Source organism: Ruoffia sp. FAM 20857 (genome assembly GCF_045528645.1).
Classification (GTDB): Bacteria; Bacillota; Bacilli; order Lactobacillales; family Aerococcaceae; genus Ruoffia; species Ruoffia halotolerans.
Genome location: NZ_JBGQRB010000052.1, coordinates 1 through 13,055, shown reverse-complemented (window position 1 = coordinate 13,055; position 13,055 = coordinate 1). Strand labels below are relative to the sequence as shown.

Here is a 13,055-nt window from a genome sequence, read left to right as displayed (position 1 = left end):
GTAGGCATGCACATTAATTATACAGAAGTTAATAAGTGGTAAACAGGTTGGCAATGACTGGTACATTTCATGGCAAAGGGTGGTACAAAACTTGGCAACGCTGGTACATTTCGCTGGCGGTAGTCAATCATTTAATAAAGATAATAAAAGAAGCCAGTACTGATGTGAACATAATCAGTACTGGCTTCTTATTAATACGCTTGATATTTAACAATTTCATCAAATAAGGGAATTAAATACTGCTCTCGAATACGATAATCAGGTAATATTCCTGGAGAGGCTATGACGTTATAATTTTTAGAAGTATCAATGATACCTTCTAAATCCAAGTGATCCGCTAATTCTTCTCCTGATAAATAATAACGACTTAATGGGAAAGGACCTTGAGTATCAGCGATTAAATCATCTAAGGTTTGAGCTGTATAATTTAAAAAATGAAAGTCAGCTGGAAAATTTTCCGTAATATATTCAGCCACTTTTGCTAAATCCACTGGTGTCTCTATCCAATCTTCATAATCAGAGCGGGTATCAAAAGACATCTCCTGAGTATTCAGTTGAATGATTTTATTATCTACAATTGTCACTGAGTTTTCATCAGCAAAGCTAAATACTTGATAGCCAGCCACTTTTCCTTGTGTACCAGGTTGAATCAATGCAATATTACTTGGGTGGATACCAACATTTATAAAATGTTGATGGCCACAAATCAAACTATTGATATCTGGAAATTGTTCCATAAGCTGATACGCTTCATCTTCTCGAGAAGGATAAGTCCAAAGGTCTCCGGTCGACGGATGATTCGTTAATCCGCCATGATAAGCAACAATAATAAGATCAGACTCTTGTTTAACTTGGGTGATTAAACTATTCAATTTGTTGATCGGTGGTTTAACCACCACATCTAATACTGACGAGTTTGTAGCTAATTGACTGCATGCACCAGTAAGAAGTCCTATGACAGCAATCTTTACACCGTTAATCGTCTTGGTTGTATAGGGTTTAAATATTAACTGACCTTGATTATCATATAAATTAGCGCATACATATTCAGCATCAAGTTTACTCACTTGCTTAAGCAGCCATTCTAAACCAAAATCTAAATCATGATTACCTGGAATCATAATATCATAACCTATCTCATTAGCTAATTCTACTAAAGGAGTATATTGACTTTGGCTGTAGCCATAAGTAGCTAAAGGACTACCAATAAGAAAGTCTCCATTATCGATGAGTAAGTTTGCTTTTAAATCTTCCCTAACTTGTTTAAGATTTGCTAAGCCTTCATCAACATATCCATGTACATCCGTTGTTGCGAGTATTGATACATTCTTCATTACTCCACCACTTTCTAACGTAATTTCTTTCGAATAGCTGTACTGAATAAGTCAATCAATACGACAACCATTATAATTCCAATTAATATAATACTAACACGTGCCCAATTACGTTGTTGTAGGGCGAATATAATTGGGGCTCCGATACCTCCGGCACCAACTAATCCAAGTGTCGTAGCACTCCGAACATTGATTTCAAAGTGGTTGAGAATATGAGAAGCTGCGATTGGTACGACTTGTGGCAGTCTTGCATATTGAAAGGACTGCATATTCGTCGAACCAGCAGCTACAACCGCTTCAACAGGAGTTTCGTCTACTCGGTCTAATTCTTCACTCACTAATTTACCAAGCATACCAATTAATTGAACACCTAAAGCCAACGCTCCAGCAAATGGACCTGGTCCAACTACTCTTACGAATAGGATAGCATAGATTAAAGCTGGAATTGAGCGGAGTAAATTCAATAATCCTCGACTCAACGTTGGAATTATTTGGAATCGCCCCCAAATAGACTTGGCACTCAGTAAGATAAATGGTAGAGATAGAACCGATCCTAAAATGGTTCCATAAAAAGCAATCACAACGGTTTCAAACATTAGATGGATTAAATCTTCGCTTGAGCCATCATATACATAGCTTATATCTGGTTGCAGTAAACTAATAAAGATATTCCAAACATGATTAAACTGTAAGTTAACAATATTTGAGTAGTCTAAACGTATGAATGAGTAAACGACCAGGAGAACAAGGATAATCAGTAGACTATAATTAATCAGTTTCTTTTTAGTCATTAGATAACCTCCCGTCGAATATATTCACTAATCCAATTTGTTGCTGACACTAAAACTAGAATAATAATGATGATTAAACTCACTCGACCAAACTGCATAAAGCTTAACGCAGTATTTAACATCACACCAATACCTCCAGCACCAACGTAACCCAAGACAACAGAAGCGCGTATATTCACTTCAAAGGCATACAAGGCGTATGCATAGACACTTTGTGATACTTGGGGCCAAATAGAGTTCACGGCGATTTGGAAACGCGTTGCACCAATAGATTCATCTGCTTCAATCGGTCCATCATCAATGGTTTCAATATTTGCAAAAATCAATTGTGACACCATCCCAAATGTAAACACCGCAATCGTTAAGACCCCAGTTAATTCACCTATACCAATAATCGCAACAAATAAAGCGGCTAAAAGTAAGTTGGGTACCGTCCGGATGAGACTAAAGAATGAACGGAAGATATAAGTAATAATATAGTTTCGTGTGACAATATAAGTGCCTAAAAAGGCTGCAGGAATAGCAAAGACAACGCCTAAGAATGTCCCTGAAACTGACATTAATATAGTCTCAATCATCGGTTCAACCAACTGATTAATGTAACTCCACTCAGGTTGTAAGAACCCCTGAAGAAAAATCGTTGCTTGTCGGTGATTCTCCATCACTTCAGTCCAATCAGCATCAATGACTGTTCCAGCACCTAAAAAGAGAATAATAATCAAGAATGTTAAGCCCATGTGTTTGAACAAATTATCATGAATGGTTTGTTTTAATTTCATGTTCGACCTCCATTCTATATGTTTGTTTCTTCTTGAATTTCTTGTTGAACGTCGCTTTCAATACGTGCCTCTATTGCTTCTTGACGAGCTTCTTTTTCAGTTTCAAAGATAGCTTTACCATAGATTTCACTAAGTTTAGCATCGGTAGCTTCTGAAGCAGGTCCATCAAAGACAATCTCGCCGTCTCGCATCCCAATAATACGTGAAGCATATTTACGAGCTAAGGGCACTGAGTGGATATTAATAATGATTGTGCGATTTGCTTCTTCGTTTAAGCGCTTGAAGTCATTCATGACTGTTTCAGACGTAACAGGATCTAAGGCAGATACAGGTTCATCTGCTAGAATTAGTTCAGCTTCTTGGACAATTGTTCTAGCGATGGATACACGTTGTTGTTGCCCTCCACTTAAGGAATCGCTACGAACTTTTAGTTTATCAGCTAACCCGACTTTTTCTAAAGCTTTCTCAGTTCGATCATAATCTTCTTTAGAGAAGAGACCAAGTAGAGTTTGCCAGTTATTGTAGTAGCCTAAACGACCTGAAATAACATTTTTTTGGACTGTGTTTTTTCTTACGAGGTTAAATTGTTGGAAAATCATGCCAATATTACGACGCATATGACGTAATTCTTTGGCATTAGCTTGTGTGATCGATTCCCCATTAATAGAGATGTCACCTTGAGTAATGTTGTTTAACCGGTTTAAACTCCGTAGTAAAGTGCTTTTACCTGCTCCGCTTAAACCAATAATACAAACAAATTCTCCGTTATCAATCGTCAGATTAATATCGTTTAAACCTACGACGCCATTGTCGAATACTTTTGATACATTTTTGAATTCTATCATTGAATACCTCCGTTATAGTAAGTCATTAAAAAAATAGCCACCTTTCAACGATAACATCACGCGTGAAAGGTAGCCATCATAAATGTAAGGTTAAAAATTATTGAGCAGCAATCTCAGTGTATTCTGAGATTTGGTCATATACTGACTCATCTACTTCTGTATAGCCTTCGTGACTCCATAATGACATAATTTCAAGTCCTTCTTCTGAATCTGCCATTGTTAAGAATGCTTCTTTGATTGCTTCGCGTAATTCTTCATCCATATCTGGTTGAACAGCGATAGCGTCATTAGGAATTTCACCGTCAGTTAAATAAAGAACTTTTAATTCTTCCATTAAGTCGTTATCTGGGAAAGCACCACCGAATACAACACGCGCACCTTCGAATACGAATGCTGCATCTTGTTGACCGTTTAATACGGCTGTAATTTCACTTGGAATGTCATTAACTGTTGTTAAAGTCACATCACTTGTTACATCAATACCAGCTTCAATCATCTCTGCTACAGGATAGATATAACCTGATGCTGAATTAGGGCTTAATGTTGCGATCTTTTTACCAACTAAGTCAGTTAATTCTTCCATGTCACTATCAGCACGAACTAAAATTTCACCTTGGAATGAGCCAGTCGTCTCACCTTCAACTGGTAAACCTGTTTCATCATCGAAGGCCCCTAATACAGATGTTAAGATTGCTTCAGCCGAGCCTAAGTCACGCGCTTGAACATAAGCAGCAGGTGGCATAATACCTAAGTCTACTTGACCCGATGCCATCGCTTGAACAATCGTCGTATAATCAGTTGCTAAGGTAACATTCACTTCACGACCTAATTGCTCTGATAAGAAATCAGCAAGAGGTTGTGCACGAGCTTCCATTGAACCATCGTTATTTGTCGGAACAAATTGTACTTCTAAAGCTTCTTCTTGAGCAACAGCAGCTTGGTTAGGTTGGACGGCACCAACTAAGCCACCTAATACTAAACTACTTAACAAAAGCGTTTTGATTTTCTTAAACATTGTATGAATCTCTCCCATTCTATTAATCTATATTGATTATACGTTATAATTGTAAAGATTGTGTAAATTATATATATTATTTTGGTAAAGAGAGCAAAATTGTTCGCAATTTTACTATCAAAGATATAAAAGTTTCAAGCTTTCCAAAAAAATGGTAACACTTACAAAATATTTATTATAATTTATTCAATTAAAGGGAGATACATCATATGGAAGATAAAAATTTAGTTCTGAATACATATGTATTCGAAGAACTCATGAAACAAGGGCAATTTCAGATTGAATGGTTAGAAAAAATCAAAGACTTGGGGATTCAAACAGTTGAGATTCGTCGTGAGTATTTACGTGATAGAAAAGAATTAGCCGAATTAAAAGAAAAAGCCGAAGAATTGAATATGACTTTATTCTTTGCTGTACCTGATGTTTTATTCCCGGGCGTATTAATGAGTAAAGAAACTTTGCGTCAGTACTTTGAAGAATATAGCGAATTAAGTGCTAAACAATTCAAAATCATTGCAGGTTATGATGAAGATATAAATGATGTGGATATTGAAATACTTAAATCTCTAATGACAGAATACGGTATCTTACACCTTACATTAGAGAACGATCAAGAAGACTACTCAACACCAGAGAAGATAAAAAGGATTCTTAGTAAACTTAAAGACGCAGGTATTGACGCTGGAATGACTTTTGATACAGGAAACTTCTTAGCAACAGGCCAGTCCCCATTAGAAAGTGCGAAAGCATTAAAAGATGATGTCACGTTCATTCATATGAAAAACATTAAAGCCGATACTAAAGAAATGACTCTGATTGATGAAAGGGATATCAGTATGCTCGAAATATTAGCTGTATTTTCAGAAGAAGTCAATCGGGCAATTGAATACCCATGTGGCGGTAATCCATTTGAGACGGTAAAAGGCGAAATCGAGAAATTAAAAAAGAAATAGTCAGAATTAAATAGTACTTTAAAACTGCAATTAATGGAATAATTGCAGTTTTTTTGATAGAAAAACCAAATAAACATGAAAAAATTAAAATAAAACATCCGATGACTCGGATGAAAAAGAGTAAATTTTTTATTAAATATTTTCACACATGTCTATGGAAATACTTAATTTAAAAAGGATGCGATTGTGAAAGAATGTCAAAAATATTAATAATATAAAATAAGTTTCCTTATAAGAAAATGTGAGTCTTAAAAACTAAATATAAAGAGCTATTTATTTCATTTATCAGTTGAAAGTGCTCTTGTTTCCTATTATAAGCTCTTTAAAGGTTTCGGATTGCATTATTCACTTTCTAAAAAAGAAAGTTAAAAGTGAGCTATCCAAAACAAATGGTTAGAAAAAATAGTTTATTAAAAGGAGACATGGAAATGGAACAAGTTAACTTAGGTATTATTGGATACGGACAACAAGGTGGATTCTATGGAAGTTTAGTCACTGAAGGTAAAGTTGACAAAATGGCAGTAGTAGCGGTTACAGATATTGATGAGGCTAAAGACGAGAAAATCAAAGCAGACTTTCCAAACACTAAAATTTATCGTAACTATAAAGAGATGGTTAATAGTGGATACGGTGACGCAGTATTGAAAGAGATACCACATTACTAACACCCTGAAATGGCGATTTATGCTTTGGAAAATGGTTTACACGTATTAAACGAAAAGTCAGCAGGTGTATATACAGAACAGGTTAAAAAATTAAACGAAGTTGCAGAGTCTAAAAAAGATGAATTTTCTTATGCAATTATGTTCAATTAACGTAATAACCCGCTTTATCAAAAAATAAAAGCGATTGTAGAGAACGGTGAAATCGGAAATATTCGTCGGACGAATTGGATCATTACAATATAGTGGAGACCACAAGCATATTACGATTTGAGAAAGCAAGCGGACGTTGTCTTAGTAGATGAAGCTCATCTTCTATTATCAAACAGGGATGCCTTCAATAACTTTAATTATCAAAATCACCTTGAATAAATTAAGTGGGGGTGAGGCAACACGGGTGGCTATGGCAGAGATGTTTGTCAAAGCAAGTAATGTATTGATTCTAGATGAGCCAACTAATTTTATCGATGTTTTTACGATTGAAGCTTTAGAAAGCTTTATCCAGAAGTATTCAGGTACGGTTATTTTTACATCTCATGATAAGGAATTTGTGAGCCGAGTCGCTGATCCAGTGTATCAAATAGATGAAGAAAAGCTCATACATCTTCGTTAAATGAGATTCCAGTGACTAAAAGAGAAATTGATGACGACATTATTAGTAAAATTTAACTTAAATGAGAGGGTTTTCGTAGTAGAATAGTAAGTTATAAGGGAGTGGGTGATGACGATGAAAATGAAGACATTAACTAAATTAGCCTTAACGTTCGCAGGGGTTGCAATTGTAAGAAGAGCCTTTGATACAAGCATTCAAATTAGAAAATACCAAATGAAGAGCAATAAAGTAAACAATAATGTTCGGGTGATGTTCTTAAGTGATTTACATAATAACCAGTTTGGTGATAATCAATCTATCTTGATAGAACAAATTTCCGAACAAAAGCCTGATATTGTGCTTTTAGGAGGTGACCTTTTCGACTACGTTGGAAATGTCCACCCAACAACTAAGCTCCTCGATTGGTTAGGCCAACATTACCCAACATTTTACGTCACGGGGAATCATGAATTACGTATGAAACATTTAGCTGGCTTTAAACGCTTGATTCGCGAGATGAATATTCAAGTGTTAGAAGGAGACCGTGCGAAAGTAGAAGTGGGTCAAACAACACTAGTAATAAATGGTGTGGATGATGCGAAACACAAACGTACATTTAAAAAACAATTGAAGTACGTAGGAAAAAAATAGATACAGAGTATCTTAATATCTTAATCAGTCATCGCCCTGAACAAGTTGAACAATATGAAAAATACCCGTTTGACTTAATATTAGCGGGACACGCTCATGGAGGACAATTCCGATTACCTGGCTTAATTAACGGCCTTTACTCACCGCAACAGGGCTTTTTCCCAGCTTACGCCGGTGGCGAATATGAATTAGAGAATGAGGCTACGATGATTGTCAGTCGCGGCTTGATGATTCAAAATCAACAGTTCCCACGTATCTTTAATCCACCTGAAATTGTCATCGTCGATTTACATTGAAATGCTAAAAAGCTTAACTATCTCTAAGTATGGTTAAGCTTTTTTAGTATAAAAATAACATTATCTAGGAAGAAGCTCCTAAGATAATGTTGTAAATATGATTAGTTTTGTTTGTATTTTGAGTACAGAGGTTCAAAAGCTTTACGAAAGGCTGTTTCGTCCGCAAGAGTCGCATGAACTTTTTTTAAGTTCTCGACATTAGGCTCGTATTCTAGCCAAAGTTTAATTCGTCCTGAAGGACCATATTTCTCAATCATATGCGTATAAACCCGTTTAAAAGTATCCTCTTTAACGTAGTCAGGATAGTGATCCAAACTATATAGAATGGTTCGACTCAGTAATCTTTCAAAGTTGATATCGCGATCCGCCTCAGAAATAATCTTGCCATAAAGTGAACGGGGTTCATAAGGTAAAGATGCACGGTGATCTTCTGCTGCTTGGGCAATCGTCTTTATTTCATTATCAGTAAAAAATGTTTTTAAGACAAAATCCGCTTCGATAATTTTACGAGAGGCTGATTCATGTCCTTGTCGGCCAAACTTTAAGCCAATATCGTGATAAGCTGCGATAGCATAGACAATGTTTAGATTCACATTATAATTTTTTGCGATATCCAAACTATTCTCAATTACTTGATATACATGATCAGGTTGATGAGCGCCATCATAGGCTTTGTACTGAGGAATTATTTTTGATTCAATATACTCAACTAATTTTTGATTTATCATTTTAACACCTCATTGATATTTTTGTTAGTATAACATAATTAGAATTAAATGTGCTAAAATTAGAATTAATTAAAAAATAGGGGAAATAAGATGAAGATAGAAGCAAGAAACACCTTAGATAATACGACAATAAAGCAAATCAATGAATTAGAAGCAATGGTTCAAACGCATGACGGAACATATCATGATATTTATTTAGATAATCGCTTTAATTTTGACCAAAGAATGCCCGCATTTTTATTTGCTTGGGTTGAAAATTACTTGATTGGTTTTCTATCCATATATGCTGATAATATTGAAGAAGCTGAATTATCAGTGATTGTGCACCCAACTTATAGACAACAAGGTATTGCCACAGCTCTAATAGAACAAGCTAAAGAGATTATTAAATCCTTTCGTATTGCTGATATATCTTACATAAGTGAGCGACGCTTCATTGAAAAAACGAATTATCTACACAGAACGTATCAAATCGACTGGCACGAGACAGAATATTTGATGGAAGCTAAAGTAATGGTTGAGCAAGAATATCCAGAAGCAACTATCCAAGTACGAAAAGCAGTGATGACAGATGCGAGAAGTATCGCTTCATTTCAAGCAAAAGTTTTCGAGAGTTCTTTTCAAGAAGCGATGACCTATGCAGAAGGCAGTATTGGTGAAGATGATCATGAGATCTTTGTTTTCTTGAATCAGGAGGGAGACATTGTTGGCTCCAGTTCAGTGAACACAACGGAAGAATATTATTATCTCTTTGGCTTAGCCGCGGATCCAAATTATCAAGGACAGGGCTTTGGAACGCAAGGTATCTATCAAATGATGAAGCAGTTAAATGCAGAGGACGAACGTCTATTTCGCTTATCAGTAGAAAAAGAAAATGCACACGCTAAACATTTATATCAAAAGAATGGCTTTGGGGTCATATCAGAAGTCGTTTATTTAAAAGAATAACGGAGGGAATTTTTGGAATTATGGGACTTATTTGATCGGAGTGGAAACATCGTTAGTACGAATCATGGACGAGGAGATACGATTCCTGAAGGTACCTATCATAAGATTGTGAATATTATTGTGCAGCATGTTGATGGGGATTATCTTTTAATGAAGCGTTCGGATGATAAAGAAAGTCGTGCAGGAGAATATGAGTTAACTGCTGGTGGAAGTACAATCAAAGGTGAAGACTTTAGTGAGGGTGCTTGGCGAGAATTATATGAAGAAACAGGGATTAAAGCAGATGCACTCTATGAATTGACGCCAGTCATTATTCGAGAAGAGAAACGATATTTACAAAAAAGTTTCTTTTGTTTAACTAATATAGATAAAAACTCCATTCAATTACAAGCAGGAGAGACTCAAGGTTTCCAGTGGTTGAGTGAAGACGAAGTCTTAGCTATATCAAATACAGATAGTTTAGTCCGTTTAACAAATGAAGTCATAGAGCGAATTAAAGAAATCAAATTAAAGCACCTTAAATTAACTTAAGAATGTCACAATAACGTCATAAACTTCAAGCAAACTTCACACCATTCCCTTTGAATGATTGCTATAATTGATATAACAAGCAATAGGGAGGGATTAGATGAGACGTATTCGTGATATTGTTTTAGCTTTATTATGTACGATAGCTATTGTCAATGTAACAGCCCATGATCAATCGATGACGCTAGAGCAACCGGAATTAATATTGGCCCAAGAGTTGAATGAGTTTGAAGGAATCCCAGAAGAGATTCAAGGTGTCTGGTCGTATGAAGGTGACATGACGAGTCAGTCGGCTATCTTGCGTGGTAACCAAATGATAATAACAGATGATTACAATGGCTCAGTCTACTATACTATTGATATGACTCAAGTTGAAGAGAACTTTGAAGTGGATGGTATTGACGATAATTCAGAGAGAACACTTTATATTCTTAACACAAATATTAATGATTATTCAATGCGTTATGGTGATGAAGAAGCAGCCATGACGACTGAAAACTTCTACTTTGTCTATGATGAGAATGAAGATATCTTAATCCCTCAGCCAGAAGTGACGTTTAACCGCAATGCTGAAGAAGAGCTTGCTTATATAATCCACGACAATATGATTACAGAACAACCAATTAACCGTGAACAATTACGTGAGGTCGATAGTGAATTTTTAGTCAATCGATATCATACTCATCAAGAAGCCGGTAGCGAAGATATATACTTAGAATTGTACCGAGATATTGCGAATGAATACCCTGATTTAAATCTATTGCGTAATGAGAACTATGAAACATACAGTGCAATTAGTTCGATTATTATCGCTAATTCAGAATTAACTTATGGAAGACTGAATCAAGCAGGACCCGATAAAGTCCTGTCACTATATCAAGAAGCTCAAAATAGTGCTAGCAGTGAAGATGTTGTAGTAAAAGAAATTTACCCAAGTATTGAAGCAGAAATCCAGGCATTCCATGACCGCCAATTAACGTATGAGAATTCATTGAGATATAGCGGAGAATAAGTTAAATATCCCCATCAGCAACCAAGCTGATGGGGATATTTGTATTTTATGATGAGGCTTAATCAAACAAAAGAAAATCGAGATCGTCAGGAACATCAGTTTCTAAATTGTAGACAACACCGTAGTCATCCTTAATATAAGTTGTATTAGTATTAGCTTCAAAACGTAATAGGGGAGTAGAAATATCATACATTGATACTTCCCATAAATTTCGATTGAACTTAATATTAGGCTCGTTGATATACAGGACGTGTGGCGTCCTACCTTGCGCCGAATTGGATGAAAAGTTGAAAGAAGCTAAATTTAGAATGCCTGGATTTTGTAAATCAAAGATAAAACGCCAAGTCTCACCACCACTATTTGCTACGATATCTGCTGTTGCTCGATAAGCTTCAGCATAGTCAATACCATGTTTTTCATTGAATGAGCTCACTTCTTCATTGGTCATAGAGTTAAAATCAATATGATCATCTATATAAGTTTGGATATTACTTAGACGTGTCCGGTTACTCAAATTAGTTGGATTCATGGTGGGTGAATTTTGGGTAATAACAACAACAGTATTATTTTTTTGATCAAAGTGAAAACCTGAAATAACTTGTGTTTCATCATCAGTTAGATAAGTTCCATCATAATCAAAGATTTGAGCTGAAACGATTTGAACCTGCGTGACGATTAAACCTAAAAGAATAATTAATTTTATTAACTTATTCATTTTGATTACCTTCTTCTAAGGTATAAACGATTCCGTACTCATCTGTGATACTGTCGGTACTCTCGTTCATCTCAAAACAAAGAATCCGTGGGTCTCCCATAATGCCAACAATCCATAAATCTTGGGATTGTAGAATTTCAGGTTTTGAAATCAAAATATCACTATTGAAGTCAGAATCAATGTCCGATAAAGAATGCACTCCCGGAATTTCTTGAAAAGCGAGTCTCAATGCATCCTTACGAGTCATCCAAGGCTCTACTTTATCTGCTGCTTCTAGCAATATTTTTGAATAATCTATATCGTCTAATCCCCATTTTTCGCGCATGTCATTTATTTCTTCAGCTGAGATAAATGGATCGATTAAAGCAGTATGGTTTCCACTGTTTCTAATCTCTAATAAACGACGAATATCTTCATTTTGACTCGACTGTTGAGTAAGAATAGTAATTGATTGCGACTCAGTATCGAAAGTAAACCCTCGTATCGCTTGGTTTTCATCGGTGAGATAAGTACCTTCATACGGAAAATCTCCAAAACCATCATGTGCTTCAACTAATGAAATTGTAAAGAAATTTATCAAAAATATAACGGCTAACGTAACTACAGTACTGCGTGAAAATTTCATTTAAACCATCCTCCTTGGAATTTATTGTTGACGAAATACTTTAGCAAATCTATACTTTCAGTAACAAAACAATTTTCAACTTCTTACTTATACTATAATAGATATGATGATAGTAAAGTTAATTTATTCATAAACGATGTTTTTTCACTCATAATCAGCCTAAAGTAAAGGAGTGCACAATGAATTTCAATATTTTTCAATATATTGTACCAACTTATATTTTATACTCATATTTCATTCAAAAGCCAAAAATAAATAAAGTAGTTTCAGGTTTTATATGTATCATCGTTGTTATAATCACAGCGCAATTAAATTTGAATTACCGTGAAGCTTTACAAACATTTTTAATATTTATGGTCTTTTTCGTATCGACTTACTGGCATTACAGAACTGTTTCTATTAGTACTATATATAGTGCTTTACCTTTAATTATTTATTACATAGCTACAGAATCGGGAGTGTCAATAATTATGTGTAAATGAAGTACTCCTTCTATAAAATCGATTTATTAATTTGTTAATCTTTCAAACATTTTTTCTAGCTCTGCTTCAGCTTGTTGGAAGCCGCGGTGAATCCGTGTC

At 35.3% G+C, this 13,055-nt stretch carries 16 protein-coding genes and 1 pseudogene; 9 read left to right on the top strand and 8 right to left on the bottom strand.

Annotated features, from left to right (window positions below; all coding sequences use genetic code 11):
- Positions 1-191: 191 nt before the first annotated feature.
- From ACEN4N_RS10010 to ACEN4N_RS09990, 5 genes are all read right to left on the bottom strand, one after another.
- Positions 192-1,334, bottom strand: a complete 1,143-nt coding sequence (locus ACEN4N_RS10010; protein ID WP_138403809.1) for a metallophosphoesterase — start codon at positions 1,332-1,334, stop codon at positions 192-194.
- A gap of 14 nt (positions 1,335-1,348) precedes the next feature.
- Positions 1,349-2,125: a phosphonate ABC transporter, permease protein PhnE gene (gene phnE / locus ACEN4N_RS10005; protein WP_138403810.1), complete on the bottom strand. Its 777-nt coding sequence runs from the start codon at positions 2,123-2,125 to the stop codon at positions 1,349-1,351.
- Entirely contained in the window at positions 2,125-2,904 is a 780-nt protein-coding gene (gene phnE / locus ACEN4N_RS10000; RefSeq protein ID WP_138403811.1) for a phosphonate ABC transporter, permease protein PhnE, read from the bottom strand. The genes phnE (ACEN4N_RS10005) and phnE (ACEN4N_RS10000) overlap by 1 nt, the downstream gene beginning before the upstream one ends.
- Before the next feature lie 14 nt (positions 2,905-2,918).
- Positions 2,919-3,749: a phosphonate ABC transporter ATP-binding protein gene (gene phnC, locus ACEN4N_RS09995; RefSeq protein WP_138403812.1), complete on the bottom strand. Its 831-nt coding sequence runs from the start codon at positions 3,747-3,749 to the stop codon at positions 2,919-2,921.
- Between the two features lie 97 nt (positions 3,750-3,846).
- The gene (locus tag ACEN4N_RS09990) at positions 3,847-4,764 is read right to left on the bottom strand and encodes a phosphate/phosphite/phosphonate ABC transporter substrate-binding protein (protein ID WP_138403813.1); all 918 of its coding nucleotides are present in this window, start codon (positions 4,762-4,764) and stop codon (positions 3,847-3,849) included.
- Positions 4,765-4,973: 209 nt separating this feature from the next.
- Here ACEN4N_RS09990 and ACEN4N_RS09985 point away from each other — a divergent pair, with 209 nt between their 5' ends.
- The 6 genes and pseudogenes from ACEN4N_RS09985 (at position 4,974) to ACEN4N_RS09960 (ending at position 7,622) form a co-directional block, all read left to right on the top strand.
- A complete protein-coding gene (locus ACEN4N_RS09985) occupies positions 4,974-5,717 on the top strand; it encodes a sugar phosphate isomerase/epimerase (RefSeq protein ID WP_138403814.1) in 744 nt (247 codons plus the stop codon).
- 428 nt (positions 5,718-6,145) lie between these two features.
- Positions 6,146-6,382, top strand: a complete 237-nt coding sequence (locus ACEN4N_RS09980) for a hypothetical protein (protein WP_138403815.1) — start codon at positions 6,146-6,148, stop codon at positions 6,380-6,382.
- Between the two features lie 9 nt (positions 6,383-6,391).
- Positions 6,392-6,532: a hypothetical protein gene (locus ACEN4N_RS09975; protein ID WP_171031253.1), complete on the top strand. Its 141-nt coding sequence runs from the start codon at positions 6,392-6,394 to the stop codon at positions 6,530-6,532.
- 117 nt (positions 6,533-6,649) lie between these two features.
- Positions 6,650-6,751, top strand: coding sequence for a DNA/RNA helicase domain-containing protein (locus ACEN4N_RS09970; protein WP_138403816.1), 102 nt, complete (start codon positions 6,650-6,652; stop codon positions 6,749-6,751).
- Position 6,752: 1 nt separating this feature from the next.
- Positions 6,753-6,992 (top strand): annotated as a pseudogene (locus ACEN4N_RS09965) (ATP-binding cassette domain-containing protein); the annotation flags it as partial.
- A gap of 108 nt (positions 6,993-7,100) precedes the next feature.
- A complete protein-coding gene (locus tag ACEN4N_RS09960) occupies positions 7,101-7,622 on the top strand; it encodes a metallophosphoesterase (protein ID WP_407094165.1) in 522 nt (173 codons plus the stop codon).
- 397 nt (positions 7,623-8,019) lie between these two features.
- On the opposite strand, the gene ACEN4N_RS09955 is transcribed toward ACEN4N_RS09960, so the two are convergent.
- Positions 8,020-8,646: an HD domain-containing protein gene (locus ACEN4N_RS09955; RefSeq protein ID WP_138403819.1), complete on the bottom strand. Its 627-nt coding sequence runs from the start codon at positions 8,644-8,646 to the stop codon at positions 8,020-8,022.
- Positions 8,647-8,736: 90 nt separating this feature from the next.
- On the opposite strand from ACEN4N_RS09955, the gene ACEN4N_RS09950 reads away from it, so the two are divergent.
- The 3 genes from ACEN4N_RS09950 to ACEN4N_RS09940 all read left to right on the top strand — a co-directional run bounded on the left by ACEN4N_RS09950 (position 8,737) and on the right by ACEN4N_RS09940 (position 11,134).
- Complete coding sequence (locus ACEN4N_RS09950; RefSeq protein WP_407094164.1) at positions 8,737-9,594, top strand: GNAT family N-acetyltransferase; 858 nt, start codon at positions 8,737-8,739, stop codon at positions 9,592-9,594.
- A 12-nt stretch (positions 9,595-9,606) separates the two neighbouring features.
- Entirely contained in the window at positions 9,607-10,125 is a 519-nt protein-coding gene (locus ACEN4N_RS09945) for an NUDIX domain-containing protein (RefSeq protein ID WP_138403821.1), read from the top strand.
- A gap of 97 nt (positions 10,126-10,222) precedes the next feature.
- Positions 10,223-11,134, top strand: a complete 912-nt coding sequence (locus ACEN4N_RS09940; RefSeq protein WP_138403822.1) for a hypothetical protein — start codon at positions 10,223-10,225, stop codon at positions 11,132-11,134.
- Positions 11,135-11,192: 58 nt separating this feature from the next.
- Here ACEN4N_RS09940 and ACEN4N_RS09935 read toward each other — a convergent pair whose 3' ends face one another.
- Both ACEN4N_RS09935 and ACEN4N_RS09930 read right to left on the bottom strand, forming a co-directional pair.
- Positions 11,193-11,849: a hypothetical protein gene (locus ACEN4N_RS09935; protein WP_138403823.1), complete on the bottom strand. Its 657-nt coding sequence runs from the start codon at positions 11,847-11,849 to the stop codon at positions 11,193-11,195.
- Entirely contained in the window at positions 11,842-12,474 is a 633-nt protein-coding gene (locus tag ACEN4N_RS09930; protein ID WP_407090947.1) for a hypothetical protein, read from the bottom strand. Before ACEN4N_RS09930 ends, ACEN4N_RS09935 begins: the two co-directional genes overlap by 8 nt.
- Positions 12,475-13,055: the final 581 nt, after the last annotated feature.